Origin of the sequence: Labrys methylaminiphilus subsp. lupini (assembly GCF_051161885.1) — a bacterium.
Classification (GTDB): Bacteria; Pseudomonadota; Alphaproteobacteria; order Rhizobiales; family Labraceae; genus Labrys.
In genome coordinates this window covers 4,184,637-4,210,414 of sequence record NZ_JBMDIH010000001.1, presented here as the reverse complement: position 1 = coordinate 4,210,414, position 25,778 = coordinate 4,184,637, and the positions used below count along the sequence as shown (strand labels likewise).

Annotated in this window: 25 protein-coding genes; 7 read left to right on the top strand and 18 right to left on the bottom strand. The window is 65.6% G+C overall.

Translation table 11 applies throughout. The annotated features are described in order from the left end of the window. Positions 1-10: 10 nt before the first annotated feature. The 6 genes from ACN6KF_RS19890 to ACN6KF_RS19865 all read right to left on the bottom strand — a co-directional run bounded on the left by ACN6KF_RS19890 (position 11) and on the right by ACN6KF_RS19865 (position 7,449). Positions 11-1,783, bottom strand: a complete 1,773-nt coding sequence (locus ACN6KF_RS19890) for a glycerol-3-phosphate dehydrogenase/oxidase (RefSeq protein ID WP_434958506.1) — start codon at positions 1,781-1,783, stop codon at positions 11-13. 18 nt (positions 1,784-1,801) lie between these two features. Next, positions 1,802-2,797 carry an aldo/keto reductase gene (locus tag ACN6KF_RS19885; RefSeq protein ID WP_434958505.1) on the bottom strand — a complete coding sequence of 332 codons (996 nt, stop codon included), beginning with the start codon at positions 2,795-2,797 and terminating at the stop codon, positions 1,802-1,804. Then, entirely contained in the window at positions 2,794-3,765 is a 972-nt protein-coding gene (locus ACN6KF_RS19880; protein WP_434958504.1) for a sugar-binding transcriptional regulator, read from the bottom strand. Before ACN6KF_RS19880 ends, ACN6KF_RS19885 begins: the two co-directional genes overlap by 4 nt. Before the next feature lie 10 nt (positions 3,766-3,775). Next, a complete protein-coding gene (locus ACN6KF_RS19875) occupies positions 3,776-4,798 on the bottom strand; it encodes an ABC transporter permease (RefSeq protein ID WP_434959717.1) in 1,023 nt (340 codons plus the stop codon). 5 nt (positions 4,799-4,803) lie between these two features. Further along, complete coding sequence (locus ACN6KF_RS19870) at positions 4,804-6,324, bottom strand: sugar ABC transporter ATP-binding protein (RefSeq protein ID WP_434958503.1); 1,521 nt, start codon at positions 6,322-6,324, stop codon at positions 4,804-4,806. A gap of 213 nt (positions 6,325-6,537) precedes the next feature. Continuing rightward, on the bottom strand, positions 6,538-7,449 hold the full coding sequence (locus ACN6KF_RS19865) for a substrate-binding domain-containing protein (RefSeq protein WP_434959716.1): 912 nt from the start codon (positions 7,447-7,449) through the stop codon (positions 6,538-6,540). Between the two features lie 495 nt (positions 7,450-7,944). Between ACN6KF_RS19865 and ACN6KF_RS19860 the strand changes: the two genes are divergently transcribed. From ACN6KF_RS19860 to ACN6KF_RS19850, 3 genes are all read left to right on the top strand, one after another. Continuing rightward, a complete protein-coding gene (locus ACN6KF_RS19860) occupies positions 7,945-9,288 on the top strand; it encodes an acetyl-CoA hydrolase/transferase family protein (protein ID WP_434958502.1) in 1,344 nt (447 codons plus the stop codon). A 164-nt stretch (positions 9,289-9,452) separates the two neighbouring features. After that, entirely contained in the window at positions 9,453-9,917 is a 465-nt protein-coding gene (locus tag ACN6KF_RS19855) for a YbaK/EbsC family protein (protein WP_434958501.1), read from the top strand. Positions 9,918-9,921: 4 nt separating this feature from the next. Next, on the top strand, positions 9,922-11,013 hold the full coding sequence (locus ACN6KF_RS19850; RefSeq protein WP_434958500.1) for a Gfo/Idh/MocA family protein: 1,092 nt from the start codon (positions 9,922-9,924) through the stop codon (positions 11,011-11,013). A 19-nt stretch (positions 11,014-11,032) separates the two neighbouring features. On the opposite strand, the gene ACN6KF_RS19845 is transcribed toward ACN6KF_RS19850, so the two are convergent. Further along, entirely contained in the window at positions 11,033-11,440 is a 408-nt protein-coding gene (locus ACN6KF_RS19845; protein ID WP_434958499.1) for a DUF2000 family protein, read from the bottom strand. A gap of 2 nt (positions 11,441-11,442) precedes the next feature. On the opposite strand from ACN6KF_RS19845, the gene ACN6KF_RS19840 reads away from it, so the two are divergent. Beyond that, the gene (locus ACN6KF_RS19840; protein ID WP_434958498.1) at positions 11,443-12,369 is read left to right on the top strand and encodes a helix-turn-helix domain-containing protein; all 927 of its coding nucleotides are present in this window, start codon (positions 11,443-11,445) and stop codon (positions 12,367-12,369) included. Positions 12,370-12,596: 227 nt separating this feature from the next. Here ACN6KF_RS19840 and ACN6KF_RS19835 read toward each other — a convergent pair whose 3' ends face one another. The 9 genes from ACN6KF_RS19835 to ACN6KF_RS19795 all read right to left on the bottom strand — a co-directional run bounded on the left by ACN6KF_RS19835 (position 12,597) and on the right by ACN6KF_RS19795 (position 22,095). After that, complete coding sequence (locus ACN6KF_RS19835) at positions 12,597-14,105, bottom strand: amidohydrolase family protein (protein WP_434958497.1); 1,509 nt, start codon at positions 14,103-14,105, stop codon at positions 12,597-12,599. After that, the gene (locus ACN6KF_RS19830; protein WP_434958496.1) at positions 14,102-14,530 is read right to left on the bottom strand and encodes a VOC family protein; all 429 of its coding nucleotides are present in this window, start codon (positions 14,528-14,530) and stop codon (positions 14,102-14,104) included. Before ACN6KF_RS19830 ends, ACN6KF_RS19835 begins: the two co-directional genes overlap by 4 nt. A 2-nt stretch (positions 14,531-14,532) precedes the next feature. Continuing rightward, positions 14,533-15,426, bottom strand: coding sequence for an ABC transporter permease (locus ACN6KF_RS19825; protein WP_434958495.1), 894 nt, complete (start codon positions 15,424-15,426; stop codon positions 14,533-14,535). Next, on the bottom strand, positions 15,423-16,472 hold the full coding sequence (locus ACN6KF_RS19820) for an ABC transporter permease (RefSeq protein WP_434958494.1): 1,050 nt from the start codon (positions 16,470-16,472) through the stop codon (positions 15,423-15,425). The genes ACN6KF_RS19825 and ACN6KF_RS19820 overlap by 4 nt, the downstream gene beginning before the upstream one ends. Next, entirely contained in the window at positions 16,469-18,034 is a 1,566-nt protein-coding gene (locus tag ACN6KF_RS19815) for an ABC transporter ATP-binding protein (protein ID WP_434958493.1), read from the bottom strand. The genes ACN6KF_RS19820 and ACN6KF_RS19815 overlap by 4 nt, the downstream gene beginning before the upstream one ends. 115 nt (positions 18,035-18,149) lie before the next feature. After that, positions 18,150-19,202 (bottom strand): BMP family ABC transporter substrate-binding protein, encoded by a 1,053-nt coding sequence (locus ACN6KF_RS19810; RefSeq protein ID WP_434958492.1) that lies wholly within the window; start codon positions 19,200-19,202, stop codon positions 18,150-18,152. 74 nt (positions 19,203-19,276) lie between these two features. After that, positions 19,277-19,606, bottom strand: coding sequence for an NIPSNAP family protein (locus ACN6KF_RS19805; RefSeq protein WP_311937788.1), 330 nt, complete (start codon positions 19,604-19,606; stop codon positions 19,277-19,279). Between the two features lie 16 nt (positions 19,607-19,622). Further along, positions 19,623-21,251: a GMC family oxidoreductase gene (locus ACN6KF_RS19800; RefSeq protein WP_434958491.1), complete on the bottom strand. Its 1,629-nt coding sequence runs from the start codon at positions 21,249-21,251 to the stop codon at positions 19,623-19,625. A gap of 4 nt (positions 21,252-21,255) precedes the next feature. Continuing rightward, positions 21,256-22,095 carry a uracil-DNA glycosylase family protein gene (locus ACN6KF_RS19795; protein WP_434958490.1) on the bottom strand — a complete coding sequence of 280 codons (840 nt, stop codon included), beginning with the start codon at positions 22,093-22,095 and terminating at the stop codon, positions 21,256-21,258. 161 nt (positions 22,096-22,256) lie between these two features. Between ACN6KF_RS19795 and ACN6KF_RS19790 the strand changes: the two genes are divergently transcribed. After that, positions 22,257-22,922 (top strand): TetR/AcrR family transcriptional regulator, encoded by a 666-nt coding sequence (locus tag ACN6KF_RS19790; RefSeq protein ID WP_434958489.1) that lies wholly within the window; start codon positions 22,257-22,259, stop codon positions 22,920-22,922. 86 nt (positions 22,923-23,008) lie between these two features. On the opposite strand, the gene ACN6KF_RS19785 is transcribed toward ACN6KF_RS19790, so the two are convergent. After that, on the bottom strand, positions 23,009-23,290 hold the full coding sequence (locus ACN6KF_RS19785; RefSeq protein ID WP_068297566.1) for an HU family DNA-binding protein: 282 nt from the start codon (positions 23,288-23,290) through the stop codon (positions 23,009-23,011). 432 nt (positions 23,291-23,722) lie between these two features. Between ACN6KF_RS19785 and ACN6KF_RS19780 the strand changes: the two genes are divergently transcribed. Continuing rightward, positions 23,723-24,271 (top strand): methylated-DNA--[protein]-cysteine S-methyltransferase, encoded by a 549-nt coding sequence (locus ACN6KF_RS19780; RefSeq protein ID WP_434958488.1) that lies wholly within the window; start codon positions 23,723-23,725, stop codon positions 24,269-24,271. A gap of 63 nt (positions 24,272-24,334) precedes the next feature. Here the strand turns inward: ACN6KF_RS19780 and ACN6KF_RS19775 are convergent, their stop codons facing one another. After that, positions 24,335-24,886: a TetR/AcrR family transcriptional regulator gene (locus ACN6KF_RS19775; RefSeq protein WP_434958487.1), complete on the bottom strand. Its 552-nt coding sequence runs from the start codon at positions 24,884-24,886 to the stop codon at positions 24,335-24,337. 94 nt (positions 24,887-24,980) lie between these two features. Between ACN6KF_RS19775 and ACN6KF_RS19770 the strand changes: the two genes are divergently transcribed. Beyond that, complete coding sequence (locus ACN6KF_RS19770; RefSeq protein ID WP_434958486.1) at positions 24,981-25,769, top strand: SDR family NAD(P)-dependent oxidoreductase; 789 nt, start codon at positions 24,981-24,983, stop codon at positions 25,767-25,769. The last annotated feature ends 9 nt before the right edge of the window (positions 25,770-25,778 follow it).

Below are 25,778 nucleotides of genomic sequence, written 5' to 3'. Positions count from 1 at the left end.
CGTCAAGAAATCACCCCACCCCGACGCTTCGCGTCGGCCCTCCCCCTCCAGGGGAGGGTAAAAAAGGGGCCGAAAGTGAAGAATTGCGGGCCGCGAGCGTCGCTGCCGCGAGGCCGTGAAAGTGATCGAGATGGGTGAGCAGCCGGTCGATCTCGACTTGGGTATGCGCCTGGTTCCAGCCCAGAGAGGAAGCCGCCAGCGCGGCGAGTTCGTGGATCGCATCGAGCGACAGCTCGCCGCTGAAGGCGATGGTCATGCGCCGGAGAACAAGATCGGCCAGAGTGGCGACCTGGCCGGTGGCGAGGATCCAGCGGATCTCGTCACGGCTGTAGCTCGGTAGACCGGCGAGGGGGGCATCGTCGGCGCCGGGCGTGAAATCGAGCATGCGCGTGCCGTAGCGTTCGAACAAGGCGGCGCAGCGCGCCTGCGAAGCTCCCGTCGAGATGGCCGCCTGGTGCAGCCAGTCCCGGCGTCCGGCTTCGCCTTGGGGAAAGCCCTTGCCGCCGCCGATCGCCATGGCCTCGCTCGACAGCATGCGGGTCGCCTCGAGGCGGGCCAGCACCGTATCCGCGGCCTGGGCACCGAAAGCGCGGAAGGTCGTCCATTTGCCGCCGACGAGGTTGAGGATGGGAACCGGCCCCGGAGGCGTCGACCATTCACAGCTGTGGTCACGTGAGATCTCGGCGTTCACATTCGCATCGGCGCGCGGCAGGGGGCGAACCCCGGCGAAGCGGAACAGGATATCGGCTTCCGACAGGGGGATGGCCGGAAAGACCTCGCGGATCGACTCCAGGATATAGGCGGTTTCACCAGCCTCGCAGCGCACGCCGTCGGGCGTGTCGACGCGAATGTCGGTCGATCCGGCGAGGATATGACCGAAATGGGCGAACAGGATGCACACGCGCCCTTCGCGATTGGCGAAATAGACCATGCGCTCGCCGATGGCGTTCAACAGGGCTGGGCTGTCGAGGACGAGATGGGAGCCCTTGGTGCCGCCGATCAGTGCGCTCTGCCGGCCCGAGAGCAGGGTGTTGGTATGGTCGATCCAGGCTCCGCTGGCATTGACGATCACCGTGGCGGCAAGGGTGATGCGCTCGCCGGTCAGGCTGTCGGTGAGTTCAGCGACAGTGCCATCCAGGCTGGAGAGACCGAGATGGTTGAGTGCGAGCGCTTGGGGCGAGGCCGCCTCCGCATCGGCGATCAGTTCGAGGCCGAGCTGCTCCGGCCGGCTGATCTTGGCGTCATGATAAAGGGCGGCATAGCTGATGTCGGGATGGAAGGCGGGCCAGTTCAGGCGGGTGGCGCGGCGGCCGAAGAAGCGGCTCTTCGGCAATTGGCGCTCGCGGCTGGCATAGAAATCGTAGAGGGCGAGCCCCAGCCGCACGATCAGGGCACCGCGTGGCCCCGGCTTCGGCCGCCCGCCGAAAAAGCGGCGGATCGCCGAGGCGGTGCCGGAAAAGCGGTTGGCCAGCGGGACCAGGGTCGGCAGGGCGCTGACGTAATGGGGGGCGTTGCGCAGGAGGCGGTTGCGCTCCAGCAGGGACTCCTTCACCAGGCCGAACTCCCCATTCTCCAGATAGCGCAGTCCGCCATGGATCATGCGGGAGGGCGCCGCGCTGGCCCCGCTCATGAAGTCGCCGCGCTCGACGAGCACGACATCGATCCCCTGCAGAGCAAGCTCGCGAAAGGCGCTGATGCCGTTGATGCCGCCGCCGACGACAAGGACCGCCGCGTGGCCCTTTGCGCGCAGCCTGTCGAGCCGTTCCGCCCGGGTGAGCGTCATGCCACCAACTCCACCCTGTCAGGCCGTGACGGCAGCAAGATGCGCCGCGATGGCGCGGTCGATGGCGGCGAGGTCATCGGCCGACAGAGCGAGCCGTCCGGCGGCGGCATTCTCGCTGGCCTGCTGCTCGTCGCGCGCCCCGCACAGGGCATAGGTGATGCCCGGCTGGGCGATGGTCCAGGCGATCACGAGCTGGGCGATCGTCGCGCCATGGGCCGAGGCGATCGGGGTCACCTCTGTGGCGAAATCGGCGACGCGGGCCCGGTTGTCGCGCGAGAAACGCGGATTGTCCTTGCGCAGGTCGTCGCCGTCGAAATCGCGCTCCGGCCCGATCTTGCCGGTAAGCAGTCCCAGCGCCAGCGAGGAATAGCTGAGCGTGGAGACGCCGTTGGCCGCGGTAACCGGCAGGAGGCTGGTCTCGATCTCGCGGTCAAGCATGGAGTAGCGTTCCTGAATGGCGTCGACGGGGCCTGCGGCGAGATAGGCCTTCAGGTCGTCGGCGGTGACGTTGCTGACGCCGATGGCCCGGATCTTGCCGGCCCGCTTCAGTTCGAGCAGCGTGTCCATGGTCTCGGCCACCGGGGTGGTCGGGTCCTGCCAGTGGGTGATGTAGAGGTCGATATAGTCGGTCTGCAGGCGCGCCAGGCTCTGCTCGATCTCGTGCAGGATGCCGTCGCGGCCGAGATAGCGATGCACCTTGTGGCCCATCTCGTCGAAGAAGTGATTGCCCTTGCCGTGATGCCAGTTGAGCCCGCATTTGGTGGCGATCACGACCTCGTGGCGGCGGCCCTTGACGGCCTGCCCCACCAGCGCCTCGGCGCGGCCGAGGCCATAGGCCGGGGCGGTGTCGATCAGCGTAACGCCCTTGTCGATGGAGGCGCGGATCGCGGCGATCGAGGCCTCGTCATCATGGCCGCCCCACATCCAGCCGCCCATGGCCCAGGTACCGAGCGCGATGGCGCTGGCTGCGATGTCGGAGTGGCCCAGTTTGCGCAAGGGAAACGGAGGGGTCATGTCGGCCTCTTGAGAATGTCGAGAACGTGGGTGCCGGTCGCCTCGTCGGTGGCGAGGATGTCGAGATAGCCGCCGCGCAGGATACCGGCGATCGGCTCGGCCTTGTGCGCGCCGGTGGCGATGCCGATGGTCATCGGGATGGCCCTGAGTTCCTCGGGGCTGAGCGCGACGACGCGTTCGTTGAGGGGGTAGTCGCAGGGGCGGCCATCGGCATCGATGAGATGGGCAATCAGCTCCCCGGCCGCCCGGCTTTGCCTGAGGCCGTCGAGCCCACCGGCGTCCGGGGCGTGGAGGCTGAAATAGGTCGAACTCTCCGAAAGCACCGAGCCGATGCCGACCAGGGCGATGCGGGCGCCGCGCGCCCGGTCCAGCACTTCGCCGACCGATTGCAGCGACATCAGCACATCCCGCTCGGCGCGCGAGGCCGCGAAGATCGGCGCATGGATCTGGAAGGCGCGTCCCTGCAGCTTGGAGGCGAGCTGGGCGGCGAGGTGGTTGACGTCGACGAAATGCTTGCCCTGCACGCCGCCGGTCGCCGGCACCACGGTGACGTCATAGGCACGGGTGGGCGCCAGGGCCTGGATGACGGCACTGACGCCGACGCCGCCGGAGACGCAGATGGTGTCGCCGTCCCGGAGCACGGTGAGGATATGGTCGGCGACCGAACGCCCGGCAGCCTGGAGGTTGACGCCCTCCTGGTCGGAGGCGGAGGGCACCACGATCGCTTCGGTGAGGCCGCTCGCCTCAGCCAGGGCCTGTTCGAGCTCGAACAAGTCCTGGCGCGGCGACTTCACCTCGATCCGGACATAGCCGCGCTCGTGCCCCTCCTTGACGAGGCGATTGACCATCGGATGGGACAGGCCGGTGCGCTTGGCGATCTCCGCCTGCGAAAGGCCCTCGATGTAATGCATGACCAATACCCGATGGATGCGGCGGAGCCGCTGGTCGCCTTCGTTCTCTTTTGCCACGATGCTTGTCCTATGCCTTACGAGTCTGGGCCTGCTTGCGCTTATGTAGCAGGTGATCGAAGGCGACGGCGGCAAACAGGATCAGGCCACGGATGGTGTCCTGCCAGTAGGGCGAGACGTCGAGCAGGATCAGCGAGCTCGACACCACCGATAGAAGGGCCATGCCAAGGATGGCGCCGAGGATGGTGCCCGAGCCCCCATTAAGGCTGGCCCCGCCGATCACGGCGGCGGCGATGATGTTGAGCTCCATGCCGACGCCGAATGTCGGCGTCGCCGCCCCGAAGCGGGCCATGTAGATGACGCCGGCCACTCCCGCGAGCGTCGAGCACAGCACGATGCAGAAGAACTTCACCCGGGCCGTGCGGATGCCCGAATAGGCGGCGGCCCGTTCGTTGGAGCCGGTGTAGAACACACGGCGGAACAGGGTGGCCTTGCGCAGGAGGAGGTCGAAGGTGACGACCACGGCCAGGAAGATCAGGATCACCACCGGCACGCCGTAGACCGAGCCTTGCCCGATGAATTTGAAGCTCGGCGGCAGGGAGAACAGCGACAGCGGCGTGCCGCCGGTGATCGCCAGGCACAGGCCTCGGATGATGACCATGAAAGCGAGCGAGACGATGAAGGAATGCAGGCCGATGCGCGTGACCGCCAGCGCCATGGCGGCGCCGATGGCGGAGCAGGCAAGGATCGCCATGGCGCTGGCGAGCCAGGGATCGACGCCCGCCAGGAAGAGCCAGCCGCCGATGACCATGGCGATGCAGACGACAGAGCCGACCGACAGGTCGATGGCGCCGACAATCAGGAGCACGGTCATGCCAACCACCACGATGCCCTCGACGGCGAATGACATCGTCATGGCGCGCAGATTGGTCCAGGTCAGGAAATAGGGCGAGGCGAAGGACATCACCACGCACAGAGCCAGGATGATCAGCAAGAGGCCGAGTTCGCGCATGTTGCCGAGACCGCGCAGCCAGCCGAGACGGGCGCGCGACGGCGCTTCGGGGTGTTTTTGATTCACTGAGGTTTCACCCATGACAGTCATGCCGCCCTCCCGGCGTCTTTGCCCAATCCGGATGCGAGGCGGATCAGCTTGTCTTCAGTCATTTCCGTTTCCGTCACCTCGCCGACGATTTCGCCCTCGTGGATGACGAGGATGCGATCGGCGAGGCCAATCAGCTCGGGCAGTTCGGAAGAGATCACCAGGATGCCGGTGCCCTGGTCGGCGAGTTCGCGCAGGATGCGATGGATCTCCGCCTTGGCGCCGACATCGACGCCGCGGGTCGGCTCGTCGAGCAGGATGACCTTGGGGGACACCGACAGCATCTTGGCGATGGCGACCTTCTGCTGGTTGCCGCCCGACAGCGTGGCGACCGCATCGTTCAGCGAGCCGCGGCGGAGGCGCAGGAGATCGCCGAGGCGGCGCGCCTGCTCCAGTTCGGCCGCACGATCGACGAAGCCGATGCGGGTGGAGACACGGCCGAGGTCGAGTGCCGAGACATTCGCCGCGATCGGCAGATCGAGGAAGATGCCCGACCCCTTGCGGTCCTCCGAGAGATAGACGATGCCGCTGGCGATACTGTCGGCATAGGTCGAGGGCGTGACATCGCGTCCGTCGAGCACGATCCTGCCGGCGCTGCGACGCATCAGCCCACAAATGCCGAGCGCCATTTCGGTACGGCCGGCGCCGATCAGCCCGGCGACACCCAAGACCTCGCCGCGCCGGAGCTCGAAGGAGATGTCCTTGAAATGCACACCGTCGGAGAGGCCGTCCACACTCATCAAGGCGGACGCTTCGGCGCTGCCTGGGTTCTTCGGCGGATAGAGCGTGCCCAGGGTCCGCCCGACCATCTTGCCGACCACGCTTTCGGGCGTCATGTCGGCGATATCGTCGGTCGAGACGTGCTGGCCGTCGCGCAGCACGGTGATGCGGTCGCAATGGGCGAAGATCTCCGCCATGCGGTGGCTGATATAGATGATGGAAATGCCGCGCGCCTTGAGGCCGGCCATGATGGCGAAGAGCTTGCCGGCTTCGCGCTCGGTCAGCGCGGCGGTCGGCTCGTCGAGAATGAGGATCGAGCAGTCTAGGGTCAGCGCCTTGGCGATCTCGACGATCTGCTGCTCGGAGATGGTGAGATCACCGACCAGGCTGTCGGGGTCGATACGGCCGAGATCGGCCAGGAGGGCGCGCGCCTTTTCGCGGAGCTCGCCATAATTCATGAAAAAGCCGCGGCGGGCGTTGGTGGCGGCCATGAAGATGTTCTCGGCCACCGAAATGCCGCCGCACAGGGCGATCTCCTGGTGCACCAGGCCGATGCCGAGGGCCTGTGCCCGAGCCGGCGAACCGATCTCGACCTTTTCGCCGCGGATGCGGATCTCGCCGGTATCGGGCCTGACGATGCCGTCGATGATGTTCATCAGGGTGGATTTGCCCGCGCCGTTCTCCCCGGCGAGGGCATGGATCTCGCCCTTGCGGACGCTGAGGCTGACATTGCGCAGGGCCTGGATCGCTCCATAGGCTTTGCTGATGCCAGTCACTTCAAGGGCGAGATCTTGGGTCATGACCGGTCTTCGTCCTGGATAATGGCAAGGAAACTGGCGGGACGTAGGAGATGGAATGGGATCCAGAGGTCAGTCAGCACATCGACCTCTGGATCCCTCTCACAAGCAAAGCTTGCGAGGATGCCAGGTAGGGAGCCGCATCGGGGCGACACCGAGGCTATTCTTGAACGAGCCTCGAATAGCGGAGCTGCTGGAAGAGGCAGGCGGGCTGCCTCACTCCTCGATGCCCTTGGTGCCGCGGCGCTTGAGATAGGCGTCCCAATAGAAGTCGTCGGCATTGTCCTTGGAGACGACGGCAAAGCCATTGTCGACGAAGGGGACACCCATCGGGTTATAGCCGGCGCGCTTCCAATCGTTCATGGGGTCGATCAGATCGGGGTGCTGGGCCATGAACAGGAGCATGAAGCCCATATAGCCCTGGATGCCCTGATTGGGATTGACAGAGCCGAAGACTTGTCCGGCCTTGATCATGTCGAGGATCTTGCCGTTCACGTCGGCGGTCATCACCTTGATCTTGCCGCCGAGCTCCTGGGAGGCCTGGGCTGCCCCGAGGGCCGAATTGGCCTCGGGCATGAACAAAGCGGCGAGATTGGGATTGGCCTGGGCGAGGGACTGCACCGCCTGATAGGCCTTGTTCGGATCCTGGTTGGTGGCGGTCCGGCCGACCAGCTTCATGCCGGGATATTTCTCGCCCATGCGGGCGATGAAGGCGGCGACACGCTTGTCGTGATTGTCCTGTCCGGGGTTTTCCAAGACGGCATAGTCGCCCTTGCCGTCGAGCGCCTTGGCGACCATGTCGGCGGCGGCGCTGCCTTCCCGGTTATTGTCGGAGGTGACATAGGAAGCGCGCTTGGAATTGGGCGAGTCGGCCGCAAAGGTCACCACCGAAACGCCGGAGTCGACGGCGCGATTGATCGGCTCGATGAAGGGATCCGAATTCATCGGGTGGACGAGGATGCCCGCCGGTTTCTTGGCCAGGGCCTGGTCGAAGCTCGCGATCTGCTTGGTGACGTCATATTCCGGCGTGCCGGTATAGGCCGTCTTGCAACCCATCGACTGGGCGGCCTGCTTGAAGGCCTCATAGACCGGGAACCAATATTCCACACCCGAGACCATGACGTTCATCACATAGGTCTCGCCTTCCTTGCAGCGGAACTTGCTGTCTGCCTGCGCGCTCGCGCCGGAGACAAAGGCCGCGCTCGCAGCCAGTCCGATGAGCCATTTCCTGATGGGCATCCTCACCTCCCGATGGTGTTCGCCGGGCTTGTTTCCCGGTGCTTTCGATTAATATTGAAATAAATTTCACTATGTGATATTCATTTCAATAGGGATATAGATGAGATTGCTGACGGACGCAATGGCCTTTCGTCGGCGGCGTGTGTCCGGTGTGTCGACCTCCAGATCGGCATCTTTGGAAACACCGCATTTTGCTCAAGGAAGACGCCGATCCCGCTCCATCACCTGATGGCGCTAAGGAGATCGGCGCACCGCGTCAGCGGACGGGATGCTCGGGCTTCCGGAAAGCCGTGTCCGTCCCTCCCCTTTGGTTGACAGCGCTGTGGTCGTCAGGGAAGCTGCCGCAAAGGGCGCAAAGCGCCGTCACGATTGGGAGGAAGCGCCATGACCATTGGCCTTCGGGGCAAGCAGGCGACCAAGATCACGGCGGCCGAGGCGGCGGCGCGGGTCAAGCCGGGCATGTGGCTCGACTATGGATTCGGGCTGACCCAGCCAGATGCCTTCGAGGTGGCCCTCGCCGCCCGGCGCGACGAACTCCATGACGTCAAGATCCGCCACTGCCTCACCATGCGGGCGCGCGCCACCCAGGAATGCGATCCCAATGGCGAGCATTTCGGCTGGTTCAACTGGCACTTCTCCGGCTATGACCGCAAGCAGCACGATGCCGGACGCTGCAACTACATTCCGATGAATTTCGGCGAGGCGCCGGACTTCTATCGCCGCTTCATCGATCCCGTGGACATTGTCGTGATCAAGACGGCACCGATGGATGCGGAGGGCTATTTCAACTTCGGCGGCGGCGCTACCTATGTCGAGGCCATCCTCGAACGGGCCCGCACCGTTGTCGTCGAGGTCAACGAGGATACGCCCTATGTCTTTGGCGAGGGCAACCGCATCCATGTCAGCGCAGTCGACCACATCATCGAGGGTGACGGCCAGAAGGCACCGGAGATCGGCAATCCCGAGCCGAGCGAGATCGACCGGGCAGTCGCAGCCCGCATCGTCGCTGAGATCGACGACGGCGCCTGCCTGCAGATCGGCATCGGCGGCATGCCCAACGCCGTCTGCACCATCCTCAAGGACAGCGGCATCCATGATCTCGGCATCCATACCGAGATGATGACTGACGGCATCGTCTCGCTCTATGACGCCGGCCTGGTGACCGGTGCGCGCAAGAATATCGACCGGGGCTGCTCGGCCTTCACCTTCGCGGCCGGCTCGCGCCGCCAATATGAAGCGATCGACCGCAACCCCGATTTCAAATCCTACCCGGTCGACTACACCAATTTGCCGCACAATATCGCGCAGAACGACCATGTGGTGTCGATCAACAATACCACGCAGATGGACCTGCAGGGCCAGGCTGCCTCCGAGAGCGATGGCCATCGCCATATCTCGGGCACCGGCGGCCAGCTCCAATTCGTGCGCGGTGCCTATGCCTCCAGGGGCGGCAAGTCGTTCCTGTGCATGTCCTCGACCTTCGACAAGCGTGGCGATCGCCGCAGCCGCATCGTGCTCAATCTGACGCCGGGCAATGTGGTCACCACGCCGCGGACGGACGTGATGTATGTCGTCACCGAATATGGCATGGTCAATCTGAAGGGGCGTTCGGTGGCCGAGCGGGCCAAGGCCCTGATCGGCCTCGCCCATCCCGATTTTCGCGAGGGGCTGGAACGCGAGGCCCGCGAGAACGGCCTGATTCCGCGCTTTTGCTACGCGCTGTCCTGATGGGGTATCCCTGGGATCGCAGGCATCTCGCCTGCCTCTGTCTTTCCTAAGCGCGGCGCTTCCAAAAGCAGGCGAGACGCCTGCGATCCCAGGACAACCATGCTTCGCTTGGCACCCTCGCCGGCCTGCCCTAACCTTCCCGGCTTTCGGATGAGGACGATTTCATGACGCAAGCCATTGACCGGGTCCGCCAGGCCCTGCTGCAGGCCGGGCATCCCGACACTATCGCGATGTTCGCCGAGGGCACCCATACCGCGGCCGAGGCTGCCGCTTCCGTGGGCTGCAGCGTGGCGCAGATTGCCAAGTCGATCATCTTCCGCTCGGGCGAGATGCCGATCCTGGTGGTCGCGTCAGGCATCAACCGCATCGACCGCGCCAAGGTCGGCGCCGCCCTCGGCCGCAAGGTCGAGCGGGCCGATCCGGCCTGGGTCGAAGCCACCACTGGCTTTGCGGTGGGCGGCGTGGCGCCGGTCGGGCATCTCGCGCCGGCCCTCATTTTGATCGACGAGGACCTGCTTGCCCTCGATCCTGTCTGGGCAGCGGCGGGGTCGCCGACCCATGCCTTCCGCACCACGCCGGCCGAACTCGTGCGGGTGACCGGCGGTTCGGTGGCGAATGTGAAGGCTTGAGGCGATGACCGATCCTGCCGGGCCTTTCAGCCCCGATGTCGAGATCCGCACGCGTGATTATCGCATCGGCTGCATCGGCGCCGGCATGATCATGGCCGACGTGCAGCTCGCCGCCTATCGCGAGGCCGGCTTTCCCGTGGTCGCCATCGCCTCGCGCACCCGGGAGAAGGCGGCGGCCGTCGCTGGGCGCTACGCCATCCCAACCGTGCACGACACGCCCGAGGCGCTGATCGCGGACGAAAGAGTTGAGATTCTCGACATAGCCTTTCCGCCGGACCAGCAGCCAGCCCTGATCCGGCGGGCGCTGGCCGCGCCCCATATTCGCGGTATCCTTGCCCAGAAACCCTTCGCGCTGACTCTTGAGGAGGCCCGCCGCCTGCGCGACGAGGCCGATGCCGCCGGCAAGATCCTATCGGTCAACCAGAACATGCGCTTCGACCAGGCGATGCGGGTGCTGCGGCAGATTCTCGATCGCGGCGAGCTGGGCAGTCCGGTCTTCGCCACCATCGAGATGCGCGCCATCCCGCATTGGCAGGGGTTCCTGGCGGATTACGACCGGCTGACCCTCGCCAATATGAGCGTGCATCACCTCGACGTGCTGCGCTTCCTGTTCGGCGAGCCCAGCGAAATCTACACCGCCGCCCGCCCCGATCCGCGCACCCGTTTCGAGCACACCGACGGCATCACGGTTTCCACGCTGAAATTCCCCTCCGGCCTGCTCGCGGTCTCCATGGAGGACGTCTGGTCGGGGCCGCGGCAGGAGGGCTTCGATTCCGACGTCTACATCAAGTGGCGGGTCGAGGGCACCGACGGCGTGGCGCAGGGCACCATCGGCTGGCCGGATGGTACGCCCTCCACCCTGCGTTATGCCTCGATGACGGCGACCGGCGGGCGCTGGGTCAGCCCGAGCTGGACGAGCAAATGGTTTCCGCAGGCCTTCATCGGCGTGATGGAGCAATTGCAATATGCGGTGAAGATGGCGACCACCCCCCAGCTCTCGGCCGGCGACAATGTCCGCACCATGGCGCTGGTGGAGGCCGGATACCGCTCGCTCGCCGAAAACCGTCCGGTCAGGCTGGACGAGTTCGAGGTTTGAGCATTCGAATCGCCCTGCCCTAGGGGTGCATTTTCGCGCCCTTGACGATCTTGTCGACGACCTTCTTGTCCGCCCGGAGCGCGATACCGACCACCTTGGCATCGTCGACGGCGTAATCGGCGAAGACGGCGCGATTGGCGGCATCGTGACCGGTCTTGAACATCTCCTCGATATAGAGCGAGGTCCTGATGCCCCGGTCGAGCGAGCGGCGGTGGATCGCGCTCATCGTTTCCGCGTCGGCCGCCAGCACGATCGCCGGCTGCACCGACAGGGCATTGTAGAAGCGCCCGGCGCGATCACGATAGGGCTCGCCGATCATGTCGGGTGTCTGGGCGATGATGCCGCTGGTGAGGAAGGCGGTGACGTTGAGTGCCTGCCAGGAGGCAAGATCGTCTCGCAACACGATGGCAAACTTGGTATCGAACATGAATGACGACTTTCGAGTCAAAGTCTCCGGAGGCTGCCCCCCGGACCGGAACCACGCCGTCAGCCCTAGGGCAGCAGGCCTTCCAGGGTCTTGAACGTTCGTGCGGCGACAGCGTCCGCACCGCGCCGCCGCTGCCCGGCATCGAGCGCATGGAAGCCTGGTTTCACGGCAATGCCTTCGAGCTGCACCGCCACGATACCTATGCCGTCGGCGTCACCCTCGACGGTGTCCAGAGCTTCCGTTACCGCGGCGTATCGCGCGCCAGCCTGCCAGGGCAGGTGCTGGTGCTGCATCCCGATGAGCTGCATGATGGCGGCGCCGGCACCGAAGAGGGATTGCACTACCGCATCCTTTATCTGGAACCCTCGCTCCTGATGCGGGGGCTCGGCGACGGCGCGGTGTCGCTGCCTTTCCTGCGCCAGCCGGTTTTCAGCGATCCGGCGCTGCGCGAGGATATTCTCGGCTTGCTCGGCCCGCTCGACCGCGGGCTGGAACAGCTTGCCGCTGACGATCTCATTGCCCGCCTGGCACAGGGGCTGGCGCGCCACGCCGGCCAACCGCTCAAGCCTCTCGGCAGCCTGGCCTGGCGGCAGGTCGACCGGGTGCGCGACTATCTCGAGGCCCATGCTCTCGAGGCGGTACGTTCGGAGGAACTGGAGGAGATCGCGGGGCTCGATCGCTACGCCCTGTCACGGCATTTCCGGGCGGTTTTCGCCACCAGTCCACACCGCTTCCTGCTGATGCGGCGCCTGGGCCAGGCCCGCGCCCTGATTGCGTCAGGCGAATCGCTCGCCGAGGTCGCCGCCGCCACCGGCTTTGCCGATCAGAGCCACCTCACACGCCATTTCAAGAAGGCCTATGGGGTGACCCCGGGGCGTTGGGCCGGCCTGGTCGAGACGGGGCGGCGGTCAGGCCCAGTGGCCGCTTGACCAGACGGCTTCCGGCTATCGATGTATCACGCCGCTCGCAGCGGGCTTTGGCGGACCTGGAGAGGTGAGTCCGTCATCCCGGGCCGAGCCGCTCGCGAGCAAAGCGAGAGAGGGCGAGGGAAGGGGATCCAGGGCTGGAGGGCTCAACTTATGGCCCCTGGATCCCCTTCCCTCGGCCTATGGCCTCGCCGGGAATGACGGTCAGGCTTCAATGGAAGTGGTATCGCTCACCCCCGCGTTCCGGCATATCTGTCCATGCCGACATCCAGGGCCGTGGCGCGCTGATGCATCTGCTCGAAATAGGGATGGAAGATGGCGTTGCGGGCTTCGATCTCGGCATGCTCCGTCAGGAAAGCCGGCATGGCCTCGCGGATCTCGGCCAGGACGGCTTCCTCGTCGATGCGGGTCAACAGGCCCTGTTCCACCACGATCTCGCCCTCGACCATCACGCGTTCGATCGAAGCGCCGTTCTCGGCATAGACCAGCTGCCTGACGATGTCGTTGAGCGGTGTGAAGGCGAGGCTGTCGAGCCGAAGCATGATCAGGTCGGCGCGCTTGCCGACTTCAAGGGAGCCGGTGAGCTCTCCCAGGAGGGCCGTATGCGCGCCGCCCAGCGTGGCGGCGTTGAGGATTTCCCGGGCGGAGACCCAGCGTTCATGATCGGGGCCGGTGGCACTTTGTACCAGGGCAGCCGTGCGCATGACGTCGAAGATGCGCGCGCTGTCGTTCGATGAGACGCCGTCGGTGCCGAGGCCGATGGTGACGCCGGCATCGATGAGGCGGCGGAGCGGCGCGATGCCGGCACCGAGCTTCAGATTGGAGACGGCATTGTGAGCCACCGAGCAGCCCGCCGCGCCCATCAGGGCGATATCGTCCTCGTCGACCCAGACCGAATGGGCAATGGTGATGCCGGAATGGAGCAGGCCGAGATCGTGCAGGTAGCGGATCAGGCTCTTGCCGTGGAGGAGTTCGCCGGTCACCGCCTGGGTCTTGGTTTCCAGGATGTGGGTATGGAACGGCACGCGCCATTGCCGGGCCAGCTCGTTACAGGCCAGCATCAGCTCGGGCGTGCAGCGCTGGGGCGCGGAGGGAGCGATCATGAAGCGCAGCCGTCCGGCCCTGTCCTGGAAGGCCGCCAGGGCGGAGCGGCAATAATCGACATAGGCGGACGCGGTAATCGGCGGGCCGAAATCGAGTTTCGCCTGCAGGTCTGCCGGCATGATCTGCCGGCCATAGGCGACGGCATCGAGTGGGTGGATATTCATCACCGCGCTGGAGACATTGGCGCGGATACCGGCATCCTCATAGGCACGGAACACGGTGCCGAGCCGGTCGAGATCGTGACGGGGCGGGTCGAAGAAATCGTCGCACAGCAGGGTGACGCCGCCCTTCAGTGATTCCATCGCGAGCAGCAGCGTGCGCAGATAGAGCAGGCGCGGCGGCAGCAGCGGGCCCATCAGCAGCGGATAGGCATAGAGCAGCCATAATTCCAGCGGCAGGCGTTCATAACGCCCCCGAAAGAAAGTTTCGCCGGAATGGGTGTGGGCGTTGACGAGGCCCGGCATCACCAGCCGGCCGCGCCCGTCGATCAGCCTCGCGCCGGGGTGGTCGCCGAGATCAGGGCCGATGGCGGCGATGCAATTGCCCTCGACCAGGATATCGCCCCCGAAGGGCGTGCTGCCATGCTCGCCGCCCATGGCAAGGATGGTGGCGTTGCGGATCAGGACCCTGCTCATGCCAGTTTCCCTGGCGCACCGCCGTCGAGCCAGGCATAGAGCTCCCAGACCTCTCCATCCGGGCCGGCGAAATAGCAGCAGCGCGCATTCCAGGCATAATCGGCTGGGGGTCTTTCGAAGGCCACGCCCTTGGCGGCGAGCTCGGCGTGGCAGGCATCCAGTTCGGCCGGCGAGGACATCAGCACGGCGATCAGCACATTGTGATGGCCCGAACCGCGCTCGGCCGACAGGCCGGCATGATGGCTGATATGGCCGATGTCCCATAGGGCCAGTGTCAGCCCGGCGCCGTTGAAATCGGCGAAACCGGGAGCGCGGTGCTTCAGGGTGAAGCCGAGCCTGTCGGTGTAGAAGGCGATCGAGCGTTCGATGTCCGCGGTGAGGATGCAGACATCGCTGATCGCGTGGCGTTGGGCAAAGGCCGTCATTGTCAGTAATCCCGTAATTCGCCGCCGGTCGCGGCTGCCTTGACGCCGCCGCGCAGCTGCCCGCTGATCCACACGCCCAGCACGGTGGCCAGATAGGGCAGTGCGAGCAGGAGATCGCGGGGCACCTTGTCGCCGAAGACGAGCTGGGCCCGGATGCCGAGGGCATCGACGACGGAAAAGAACAGCGCGGCCAGGGCCGAGCCGATGGGATGTCCGCCGCCGAAGATCACCGAGGCAAAGCCCATGAAGCCGCGGCCGGCCGTCATGTTGATGCTGAAGAGCTGGAGCGTGCCGAGCGCCAGTTCGGCACCACCGAGGGCGCAGAGCACGCCGCCGCCCATCAGGGCGATCAGGCGCATGCGGGCCGGCGCCACGCCCACGCTGCGGGCGGCGAAGGGATGTTCGCCGCAGGCCGTCAATTGCAGGCCGAAGCGGGTGCGCCGCACGATGACCCAGAGCGCCAGCACCACGAAGGGCATGGCGATCACCAGCACGGAGAGCACCCCGAAGGGGCCGAAGGCCTCGCCGAGCCGGGGCAGTCCCCGGCCGGCCATCACCGAGGCCTGGCTGCCATAGATGGCCTGGACGGCGAGATCCGTGCCGCCGAGCCCGAGGCCGGTGAGGCCGAGGCCGGCGATGATGGGATGGGCGCGCAGCTTCTCGACCACGAACCACAGCAGCATCGAGCCGAGCACGCAGACGACGATGGCAAGGCCGAGGCCGAAGGCGACCGAGCCGGATTTGGCGGTGCCGACGGCAGCGGCGCAGGCGCCCGCGATCATCAGCCCTTCCAGGCCGAGATTCCAGATGCCGGCCCGCTGGGCCAGCATGCCGGCCATGGCCACATAGATCAGCGGTGTGCCCGAGCGCAGGATGGCAATGAGGATGTCGCTCATGGCTGGGTCCTCCGCGCCGGCAGGCGCCGCTTGATGAAGCCGGGCAGCAGCCAGGTGCGCGCCGTGATGAACAGGGCGATGGCGGCGTTGATCACGTCGATGGCGGCGGCCGGCAGGCCGGCGATCACCGGCAGATAGAGGCTGGCGGCGGCAAGGCCGCCGAAGAACAGCGAGACGATGGCCGCGCCGGCCACGGAGAGCCCCGCGACGAGGGCGATCAGGATCGCGGTGAAGCCATGGCCGGGCAGGAAGCCGCTGACCAGGCGGCCATTGGGACCGAGCAGCTCGATCGAGCCGGCGAGGCCCGCCAGCGCGCCGCTGATCAGGAAGGCCGACAGCCCAAGGCGGGAGAGCCGGGCGCCCTGCCACGCGATCATCACCGCATTGCGGCCGGCGAGGCTGGAGAGCACGCCATAAGCGGTGCGGTTCACCAGGAGCCAGACCAGCACCAGAACCAGCACGGACAGCGCGATCATGGTGGGCGAGACGCCGACCGAGGTGGCGATGCGGTAGGTGGAGGCGACGGGCCGGCTTGCCGTGACCTGTCCGGTGCCGGAGGGATCCTTCAGCGGGCCGGAGGTGACATAGACCAGGAGCAGGCCGGCCATGAAATTGCCCATCAGCGTGGTGATCACCTCATCGGTGCCGTAGCGCAGCCTGAGGAAGCCGGGCCAGGCCGCCCACAGGGCGCCCGCCAGCATGCCGGCCAGCATGGCCGATGGCACCACCACCAATGCGGGTGCCCCGTTGAGCAATTCGACGGCGGTCGCAGCTCCGATGGCGCCGAGGTAGAACTGGCCCTGCGCGCCGACGTTGAAATAGCCGCAGCGAAAGCAGACCAGCACGCCGGCGGCGGTGATCACCAGCGGCAGGGCCCAGCGCAGACTCTTCATCAGCGCATTGGGTGAGGTGAAGGCGCCGTCGGCGATGCTGCGGAACATCTCCGGAGCCGAGTAGCCGGCAAATTCGAACACGATGCCGCACAAGCCCAGTGCCAGGGCTACGAAACTGACGGCGCGCAGGATGGAAAGGAGGCGGGCGGTCATGCGGCTTCCTCCAGGGCGACGTCGCCGACCATGGCCTGTCCCACGGCCGCTATCTCGAAGGGGGCGGTGAACTCGGCGACGATGCGGCCGGAGAACATCACGACCACCCGGTCGGCGATGTCGAAGAGCTCGTCGAGATCCGAGGAGATCAGCAGCACGCCGCAGCCCTGGTCACGGCAAGCTCTGAGCGCGCGCCAGACGAAGGCGGTGGCGCCGATGTCGAGGCCGCGGGTGGGCTGGGCCGCGATTACCAGCCGCGCCGTCTCGTCGATCTCCCGGGCGAGGATGACCTTCTGGGCATTGCCTCCCGAGAGCGAGCCGGCCGGTTGGGTCGTGGTGGAGAAACGGACGTCCCACCCGTGCAGGCTGGCCTGGCAGGCCTTCCTCAGCCGCGCGGGAGCAATGAAGGAAAGGATGCGTCCCAGCAGCAGGTTGCGGGCGGCCCAGTTCTCCCAGAGCGAGCTGGTCAGGCTCAGTCCTTCGCTGTTGCGGTCGAAGGGAATGATGCGCAGGCCGGCGGCGCGGCGCTCGAGCACGGGGCGCCTGGTGACATCCAGCCCATCGAGCGCAATGGTGCCACGCTCCAGGCCGACAAGCCCCGCGAGGGCACGGACCAGAGTTTGCTGACCGTTGCCCTCGACACCGGCAATGCCGACGATCTCGCCGGCGCGGATGGCGAGATCGGCCCGCTCGAGCGGACGCCCTTCACCGTCGGGACGGGTGGTGACGGCCTTCATCTCGAGGATGGGGGCGCCGGTGGATGGCTTCATGTCGTGGGCGGGAGGTGCGTTGGCGCCCTCGCCGACGAGAGCGGCCTTGTCCGCCTTGTCGAGGCCGGCGGCGGTACCGATGATCGAGTTGGCGAGGCGGGTGGCATCGATCTCGCTCACGGGCACGCAGGCCTCGATCAGGCGCCCGCCGCGCAGGACGCTGACCGTCTCGGCGATACCGAGCACCTCGCGGATCTTGTGCAGGATGAGGATGATGGTGACGCCGCGCTCGCGCAGGCCACGCAGCCGTTCGAACAGGGTCTCGATACCCGAGGGCGAGAGCACGGCGGTCGGCTCGTCCAGGATGAGGATACGGGCATCGGTTACCAAAGCGCGGGCGATCTCGACCGCCTGGCGGGTCTCCACCGGCAGGTCGCGGATGCGGGCGCGTGGATCGACCTTGACACCGAGGCCTTCGAGATGGGTGGCCCAGCGGGCGCGCAGAGCCTTGGCGGAGAACAACGCCCCCCGCCCTTGCGCGCCGAATTCCATGGCCTCGGCGACGGTGAAGGAGGGCGGCAGGGCAAAGCTCTGATGCACGAGCTCGACCCCGGCGGCACGGGCGGCATTGACCTTGCCGAGCGGTACGGGTTGTCCCCCGATCAGCAATTGCCCGGAGGAAGGCCTGACGATGCCGGCGCAGACCCGGGCAAAGGTCGTCTTACCGGCGCCGTTCTGCCCGACGACGGCATGGATGCGGCCGGCCTCGAAGCCCAGGCTCACCTGCCTGAGCGCCGCAACCTCGCCGAAGAGGACACTGACATCGCCGCATTCGAGGGCGTGCTGGGGCATGGTGGTCTTCCCGGATACGCGGGCCATCGGGCCGCAACCTGTCGGATGGAGCACTGCGCCTCGTCACGGCCAGGGGCAAGCCGGCGCGCGACGAGGAGGAGGAGGCAGGGGGGCTCTAGAGCGCGGTGTTGAGCGGCACCTTGAGCGTTCCGGCGATGATCTCCTTCTTTGCCTTCTCGATGTCGGGCCAGATCTCCTTGGCCTTGGCAACGAGATCGGCCGGGCCTTCCTTGAGGAAGGTGTCGGAGAGCTCAAAGTCGATCACGCCGGTATCGATGCCGGTGGCGACGTGATGTCCCTTCCAGCCCTCGGTCAGCGCCTTGCTGACTTCCTGATAGAGCGACAGGCCGAAATCGAGCTTGACGATGGCGGCCACCGCCTTGGGGCCGAGCTTGTACTGCTCTCTGGAGATGGCGCTGACCAGGCGGCCGGGCGCTTCGGTGGCGGCCTGGATGATGCCGGTATCCGTGGCGGCTGAGTCGGTCTGGATATAGTCGACGCCGGACTGGAACAACTGATTGGCGATCTCATGACCCTTGGCGGGATCCTGGAACGAGCCGGCGAAGGCCCCGGTGAACTTGATGTTGGGGCCGATCACAGCGGCCGCGGCCTTGAGGGCGTTGAGATCGGCGATCTGGCCGGGAATGCTGGCGCCGCCGATATAGCCGATCGCGCCGGTCTTGGAGATGCGGCTGCCGAACAGGCCCGAGAGATAGCAGCCCAGATAATAGTCATAGGCCACCGTCACCACATTCGGGATCGCGGGCTCGAATGGGTCGGCGTAGAGCTGCACGAATTTGGTGTTGGGATATTCGGGCGCCACGGCTTTGAAGGGCTCGGCGACCTCGTTGAAGGTCGAGACGACCACGCTGGCGCCGGCATCGCCGAGGCTGCGGAAGATCGATTCATAGGTCGCGGCGTCCTGCGCATAGATGATGCGGGTGGCAAAGCCCTTTTCGCCGGCCAGTTTCTTCAGCGACGCGATCATGCCGTCGACCGGGCCGTTGTCGCCCGCCGCCTGGGTATGGACCAGTGCCACCAGGCCTTCGGCGGCCCGGGCCTGGCTCGACAGCAGGCCGAAGGCCGCCACGCCTGCGGTGCCGATGAGGAATTGGCGGCGTGATGCCGAATACCGGAACAGGCCTGAAACGGAGGGAGTCTTCGTCATCTGTCAGTTCCCTTTTTTGGTTTGGATGGTGTTGATTTTTGTTGTTCTCCGGGGAGCTTCAGCGCCCCGGGCCGTCAGGCCGCCGGCAAGGGCGGGCAGATCGAGGTCGGCTTGAGCATCTTGACCTCCTGCGAGATCATGGCGTCCAGGCCCCAGACCTCGCCGATGAACTTGGTCCACGCCGGATCCGCGGCCATGGCGGCGCGTCGTGTCTCGCGATCGCCCAGGCCCTGATAGGCCCACATCATCACGATCTGGTGCAGCGGGCCGATCTCGCTGACCCATAGGCCCATGAAGGTGCCCAGATGCTTCTTCTGGATCGGCAGGCCTTCGGTCTCGTATTTCTTCAGCCAGCGGTCGAGCTGGCCCGGCTTGAAGCTGTAGGTGCGCTGTTCGATGATCATGGCCGCCGTGCCTCCGTCATGGTTTGGCGTCGAGGATGAAATCGGCAGCCCGTTCGCCGATCATGATGGTCGGCGCGTTGGTGTTGCCGCTGGAGATGATCGGCATGATCGAGGCGTCCGCGACCCTCAGGCCCTCGACGCCATGGACCCTGAGCTCGGCATCGACGACGGCGTCGGCATCATTGCCCATCTTGCAGGTGCCGACCGGATGGAGGGTGGTCAGGGCCGAAGCCCGCAGCCATTCCAGCAACGCGTCGTCGCTGAGCGCGCCGGGCCCCGGCGCCAGTTCCTTGCCGCGATAGGGATCGAAGGCCGGTTGGGCGATGACCTCACGCATCATGCGGATGGCGGTGATCATGGTCTTGCGGTCGAATTCGGTGGCGAGGTAATTGGCTCGGATGCGGGGCGGCGCCGCCGGATCGGCGGAGCGCAGCGTGATGGTGCCCCGGCTCTCCGGATTGACCGGGCCGACGCGGATTGTGAAGCCGTGATTGGCCTCCACTGCCTGCTTGCGGAAGGGATTGGGCCAATGGAGATTGGCGGTCTTCTCTAGCGCCGGCATGAAATGGGCCTGGATGTCGGGCGCCACCAGGTCGGGCCGCGACTTCATGAAGGCGCCGGCCTCATAGGGAAAGGTGGTGGTGATGCCGGTGCCCAGCACCATGCCCTGTGCGACCGAGGCGATCAGCTTGTCGGCGCGCAAATCGCCATAGAGCGTCACCGGCTGCTTGCATTCATAGCTCAGGCAGCAATCGACATGGTCCTGCAAGTTTCGCCCCACGCCCGGCAGATCATTAAGTACGGCGATGCCATGCTTAGCCAACTCATCAGCCGGGCCGATGCCGGAAAGCATCAGCAATTGCGGTGAGTTGACTGCTCCGCCGCACAAAATCACTTCCCGTCTGGCCCGCACGGTGCACGGCCGCCCACCCTGCGTGAACAGGACGCCGGCAGCGCGCCCGTTCTCCACGAGGATGCGCTGGCTGAGCGCGTTCACCTCTACCGTGAGATTGGGCCGGTCGAGCACCGGTCGCAGGAAGGCATGGGAAGTCGACCAGCGCTTGCCTTTGCGGATGGTGAAATCGTAGCGCCCGAAGCCTTCCTGTTCGGCCCCGTTGAAATCATCATTGCGGGGATAGCCCGCCTGCACGCCGGCCTCGATGAAGACATCGAACAACCCGTTGCGGCCGCGGGCACGGCAGACGGTGAGGGCGCCCTCGGTACCATGGAAGCTGCCATTGCGTTCGACATGGGTTTCGGAGCGACGAAAAGCGGGAAGAACCTCGTCATAAGACCAGCCCGGCAGGCCCATCTGCGCCCAGCGGTCATAGTCATGGGCGTTGCCGCGCACATAGATCATGCCGTTGATGGTGGAGGTGCCGCCAAGCGCCTTGCCGCGCGGCCAATAGAGCGTGCGGTTGTTGAGATGGGGCTCGGGCTCGGTGCGGTAATTCCAGTTGTAGAGGCCGGAATTGAAGAGCTTGCCCATCAGCATGGGCAGGCGGAACAGGGGATTGCGGTCGCGTCCGCCCGCTTCGAGCAGCAGCACGCGGTTGCCGGGATCCGCGGACAGACGATTGGCGACGACGCAGCCTGCCGAACCGGCGCCGATGATCACATAGTCGTATTCGGCATCGTTACGCATGGCCTTACCAGTCGATCGGGGCAGCGCCGAGCGCCTTGAGACGCTCATTGCCGAGAATGAAGGGATTGGGCAGGCCGAGCACCGCGTCGCCCCGGGCCGGATGCTCGCGCAGGATGCAGTCGTCGCCCTCCATGATGCCGGCTGCCCGGAGGGTCTGCGCCGCCGCCTCGCCAAAGCCGAGGAAGATCACTTTCTGTCCGGAACCAGCGAGATGGCGCAACACCGCCAGCATCAGCGGCCGCCACAGCGGTAGGTGGCCCCGGCTCTGATGCGGATCGATGGAGACCTGGAAGCGGCTGAGGGTTAGCGAGGCGTTGAGCAGCAGGGCACCGCTGGCAACCCAGCGATCGGCGACGGCATTGGCCGGCTCGAGTGCGACGGCGCCGGCCTCGATGGCGGAGCGCAGGCGCGGCCAATCGGCGATGCTGCCAGTCCAGCTGCCCTCACCGGTGCGGGCGGCGACGATCATCTGCATCACCGTGCGGATGGAGACCGAGAACATCTTCTCCAGCTCGCGCCATTCGGCGACATTGCCGGCCTCGAAGGCGCGGCCGGTCGAAAAGTCGGGGCTCGGATACGGATCCTGGCCGAGCACCACGCAGTGCACCTGGTGGGGGGCGAGACCGTCGAAGGCGCGCAGCATATGCGCGCCCTTGGGTTGCCCGGGAAAGAGGCGCCCCTTGCGTACGGGGAAGACCGGTTCCCACGGCTCCAGCGTCAGGCCGGCATCCATGTCGGCGAAGCCCAGTTCGACCGGGCCGAGGATGTCGCGCCAGGCGGGCGGCAGATCGGCCTGCCAGCCATCCAGCACGTCCCGCATGACTTCGCGCAATGATGTCGACATCGCCGCTGCATCCCCCTCGTTGCATGAAGGATAGTCAAAACCTGACCAAAACGTCAAGTTATGAGTTGAAAAAATCTGACGTTTCGGTCAGGTTTTGACATTGGGTTCCGATACCGGCATTTCCGGAGCACGGACGCATCTCGAGAGTGCGGGAGGACAAGGTGGCGACGACCAGCGCAAAGAAGGCGCGCAAGGATGGCTCGGACAACGAGGAACGCATCCGGGCCCGCAACGAGGCGGCGATCCTGGCCGCTGCTATCGACCTGTTCGCCCGCAAGGGTTTCGACGGGACGCGGATCGCCGAGGTCGCCGAACATTCAGGATTGCCCAAGGCGAACGTCTATTACTACTTCCCGGGCAAGGAGGATATTTACCGTGCCTTGATCGGCCGGCTGATCGCCAGTTGGGATACGGCGCTTGAGGAACTGCAGCCCGGGCGCGATCCGGCCGAAGCCATCATGGCCTATATCCGGGCCAAGCTCGATTATTCACGCCGCTTCGCCGCCCAGTCCAAGCTGTTCGCCAACGAGATTCTCAGCGGTGCGAAATTTCTCGACAAGGCGGCCCGCAGCCACGTGCAGCAGGCGACCCGCGCCAAGGCGGCCGTGGTCGAAGGCTGGGTCGCTGCCGGCAGGATGGCGCCGATCGCCATTCCGCATTTCTTCATCATGCTGTGGAGCACGACACAATTCTACGCCGATTTCGAGGTGCTGGCCTGCGATGCCATGGAAGTCAGCCGGCTGACCAAGAAGGATTTCGAGGCGGCCGCGCTCGCCATCGGCGATATCGTTCTGCGCGGCTGCGGCCTTGCAATGCCGCCTGCCTGAGATCGAAATGGTATGCGCAAAATAAAACGGGACGGTGTCTAGCTGACACCGTCCCGTGTTTGAAACGGGGCTTGCGGCCCGCGAAATCAGCCGTTCACGGCATCCTTGAGCGCCTTGGCAGGCTGGAAGACCACCTTCTTGGAAGCGGCGATCTTGATCGTGGCGCCGGTGGAAGGGTTGCGGCCTTCGCGTGCGGGCTTGGCCTGCACCTTGAACTTACCGAAGCCGTTCAGGGAGACTTCCTCACCCTTGACAGCCGCCTCGGTGATCCCTTTCAGAACGTCCTCGACAGCTGCCTTAGCGGCAGTCTTAGTCAGGCCATGAGCGGCGGCAATACGGTCGGCAAGATCGCTGGTGCTGACGGGCATGATGTTATCCTTTCGATGATTCGTCCGATGGCGTTATCGCATGACCGGTTCGATATCGCCATCGCATGTACACCGGAAACGCACGGAAATCCTGCTTTTTCAACGGATATGAACGGATTTTCTCGCGCCCAGCTCTTGTTTGGAGCGGTTTGAGTTTGCAAACGCCTGTCTGGCGATGCCGTTTGGTAAAGTAAGCACCCGGCTGGCGATGCGATGAAAATGCCTTGCGCTTTGACGGACCCCGCCAGGGATTGCAAAGATGCCTTGGAGATCAGTGGGTTAGAATAAGGAAGCATTTTTGCCGGCCTACGCTTTGCTCCAGGGGACAGCACCGGACTGGCGGACTATACTTGCCGACCATAGATATCGGGTGGAAGCGCGGGACTTTTTGCGGTGATATCGCGGCAAGTTCAATCACAGGGAGACGAAGCGATGACTTCCCCCCATTTTGCCTTGTTCGACACCGAAATCGGCACTTGCGCCCTCGCTTGGGGCGATAAGGGCCTGGTCAGTGTGCAACTGCCATCCCACAGTCCGACGGGCCTGCGGGCGCGCATGCTGCGCTCCCTGCCGGGTGCGATCGAGGCCGAACCGCCGGCGCTGGTTCGCCAGGCCATCGCGGCCATCCAAGCCCTGCTGGCGGGAGAGACAGCCGATCTCGGCTTCATCGAGCTCGACATGACGGCAGTGCCGGAATTCAATCGCCGGGTCTATGCCGTGGCGCGGGGCATCCCTCCCGGCTCCACCATGACCTATGGCGAGATCGCCAAGCAATTGGGCGATCCCCTGTTGGCGCGCGACGTCGGCCAGGCCATGGGGCAGAACCCCTTCACCATCGTGATGCCCTGTCACCGGGTGATGGCGGCCGGTGGCAAGTTCGGCGGCTTCTCGGCCTATGGCGGCGTGGAGACCAAGCGCCGGCTGCTCGAGATCGAGGGCGCCCTGCCAAAGCCGGAACCCACCTTGTTCGGCTGGGCCTGAGCCAGGAGGGATCGGGCCGCATGGACGAGCGCCGGCGGCTTGGTGAGGGAAAGCCAGGCGTCGTTACGAACCGGCTACCTGCCGAAGCGTCGCCTTCAGAATCTCGTCGGAAAGGGCGGGATCGTCGGCGATGCGGGCCAGAACCACGGCGCCGACCATGGCGGCCCACCCGGCGATCGCCGCGCTACGCCGTTCTTGCGGCGTTTCGCCCGGGGCGGTCGTGCTGAAATCCTCGATCTGCTCACGCAAGGAACGGGTCAGCACGGCACGGATATCCTGCGATCCACGCACAGCTTCTGTGCCGAGCGCGGCAAAGGAGCAGCCCTCGGCACGCGCATCGCGATGCGTCCGGCTGAGATAGGTCGTAGCATAGTCGGCCATCGTCCGGCCCGGAGGCTTGGCCGCCTCCGGTTGAAACAGCACATGAGCGAGCGCCTGGGCGATCAGATCCTCCTTCGACTTGAAGTGACCATAAAAGCCGCCATGCGTCAGACCTGCGGCCGCCATGATTTGCGCAACGCTCACGCCGTCCAACCCCTTCTCCCGATAGAGGCGCGCAGCCGCATCCAGGATGCGGTGGCGATGCTCGGTGACCTGTTCGCGGCTGACTTTCATGACGGGCTCTCCTGTCTCGCTTGACTTTATACATGATGTCTATCATGAATGCACTATATATGATGATCGCCATGAATAGGAACGGAGAGATGTCATGACCCAAACGCGACCCACGATTCTCATCACCGGTGCCTCCACCGGCATCGGCGCAACCTATGCCGAACGCTTCGCCCGGCGCGGCCACGACCTTGTGCTGGTGGCGCGGGACGAGGCGCGATTGAACGCGCTTGCCGACCGCCTTCGCCAGGAGAACGGCGTGGCCGTCGACATCCTCAGGGCGGATCTGACGGCCGCCGAGGATCTGGCGCGCGTCGAGGCGCGGCTGCGCGAGGACGCCAAGATCGGCATCCTGATCAACAACGCCGGCGCGGCCGCCCATGGCGGGTTTGCCGACCAGGATCCGGATGCGCTGGAGAGGCTCATCCGTCTCAACGTGACGGCACTGACGCGGCTGGCCGGTGCGGTGACGCCCCGGTTCCTGGCGGCGGGAACGGGTGCCATCGTCAACATCGCCTCGGTGGTGGCGCTGGCGCCGGAATTCGGCCTGGGTGTCTACGCAGCGACCAAGGCTTTCGTGCTGACCTTGTCGCAGAGCCTGCAGGTGGAGCTCGGCCCGCGCGGCCTCTATGTCCAGGCCGTGCTGCCGGCTGCGACCCGCACCGAAATCTGGGAGCGCTCGGGCCGCGATGTGAACACGCTGGAAGGCGTGATGGACGTCGGCGAACTGGTCGACGCCGCGTTGGTCGGCTTCGACAGGCGGGAAAGCGTCACCATTCCGCCCTTGCCGGATGCGGGGCAGTGGGAGGCCTTCGATGCCGCCCGCCGCGCCATGCTGCCGAACTTCCGGCAGGAGCACGCAGCCGAGCGCTATCGGTCGGCCTGACCGGATTCC

What these genes read in the sequence shown, in the direction of transcription:
- ACN6KF_RS19855 (WP_434958501.1), top strand. Translation starts at nt 9,453, where the DNA reads ATGACGCAAGCCATTGACCGGGTCCGCCAGGCCCTGCTGCAGGCCGGG.
- ACN6KF_RS19810 (WP_434958492.1), bottom strand. Translation starts at nt 19,202, where the DNA reads ATGACGAAGACTCCCTCCGTTTCAGGCCTGTTCCGGTATTCGGCATCA.
- ACN6KF_RS19830 (WP_434958496.1), bottom strand. Translation starts at nt 14,530, where the DNA reads ATGACGGCCTTTGCCCAACGCCACGCGATCAGCGATGTCTGCATCCTC.
- ACN6KF_RS19850 (WP_434958500.1), top strand. Translation starts at nt 9,922, where the DNA reads ATGACCGATCCTGCCGGGCCTTTCAGCCCCGATGTCGAGATCCGCACG.
- ACN6KF_RS19835 (WP_434958497.1), bottom strand. Translation starts at nt 14,105, where the DNA reads ATGAGCAGGGTCCTGATCCGCAACGCCACCATCCTTGCCATGGGCGGC.
- ACN6KF_RS19845 (WP_434958499.1), bottom strand. Translation starts at nt 11,440, where the DNA reads ATGTTCGATACCAAGTTTGCCATCGTGTTGCGAGACGATCTTGCCTCC.
- ACN6KF_RS19770 (WP_434958486.1), top strand. Translation starts at nt 24,981, where the DNA reads ATGACCCAAACGCGACCCACGATTCTCATCACCGGTGCCTCCACCGGC.
- ACN6KF_RS19825 (WP_434958495.1), bottom strand. Translation starts at nt 15,426, where the DNA reads ATGAGCGACATCCTCATTGCCATCCTGCGCTCGGGCACACCGCTGATC.
- ACN6KF_RS19795 (WP_434958490.1), bottom strand. Translation starts at nt 22,095, where the DNA reads ATGTCGACATCATTGCGCGAAGTCATGCGGGACGTGCTGGATGGCTGG.
- ACN6KF_RS19815 (WP_434958493.1), bottom strand. Translation starts at nt 18,034, where the DNA reads ATGCCCCAGCACGCCCTCGAATGCGGCGATGTCAGTGTCCTCTTCGGC.
- ACN6KF_RS19800 (WP_434958491.1), bottom strand. Translation starts at nt 21,251, where the DNA reads ATGCGTAACGATGCCGAATACGACTATGTGATCATCGGCGCCGGTTCG.
- ACN6KF_RS19875 (WP_434959717.1), bottom strand. Translation starts at nt 4,798, where the DNA reads ATGGGTGAAACCTCAGTGAATCAAAAACACCCCGAAGCGCCGTCGCGC.
- ACN6KF_RS19870 (WP_434958503.1), bottom strand. Translation starts at nt 6,324, where the DNA reads ATGACCCAAGATCTCGCCCTTGAAGTGACTGGCATCAGCAAAGCCTAT.
- ACN6KF_RS19820 (WP_434958494.1), bottom strand. Translation starts at nt 16,472, where the DNA reads ATGACCGCCCGCCTCCTTTCCATCCTGCGCGCCGTCAGTTTCGTAGCC.
- ACN6KF_RS19805 (WP_311937788.1), bottom strand. Translation starts at nt 19,606, where the DNA reads ATGATCATCGAACAGCGCACCTACAGCTTCAAGCCGGGCCAGCTCGAC.
- ACN6KF_RS19775 (WP_434958487.1), bottom strand. Translation starts at nt 24,886, where the DNA reads ATGAAAGTCAGCCGCGAACAGGTCACCGAGCATCGCCACCGCATCCTG.
- ACN6KF_RS19890 (WP_434958506.1), bottom strand. Translation starts at nt 1,783, where the DNA reads ATGACGCTCACCCGGGCGGAACGGCTCGACAGGCTGCGCGCAAAGGGC.
- ACN6KF_RS19780 (WP_434958488.1), top strand. Translation starts at nt 23,723, where the DNA reads ATGACTTCCCCCCATTTTGCCTTGTTCGACACCGAAATCGGCACTTGC.
- ACN6KF_RS19885 (WP_434958505.1), bottom strand. Translation starts at nt 2,797, where the DNA reads ATGACCCCTCCGTTTCCCTTGCGCAAACTGGGCCACTCCGACATCGCA.
- ACN6KF_RS19840 (WP_434958498.1), top strand. Translation starts at nt 11,443, where the DNA reads ATGACGACTTTCGAGTCAAAGTCTCCGGAGGCTGCCCCCCGGACCGGA.
- ACN6KF_RS19865 (WP_434959716.1), bottom strand. Translation starts at nt 7,449, where the DNA reads ATGAACGTCATGGTCTCGGGTGTGGAATATTGGTTCCCGGTCTATGAG.
- ACN6KF_RS19860 (WP_434958502.1), top strand. Translation starts at nt 7,945, where the DNA reads ATGACCATTGGCCTTCGGGGCAAGCAGGCGACCAAGATCACGGCGGCC.
- ACN6KF_RS19785 (WP_068297566.1), bottom strand. Translation starts at nt 23,290, where the DNA reads ATGCCCGTCAGCACCAGCGATCTTGCCGACCGTATTGCCGCCGCTCAT.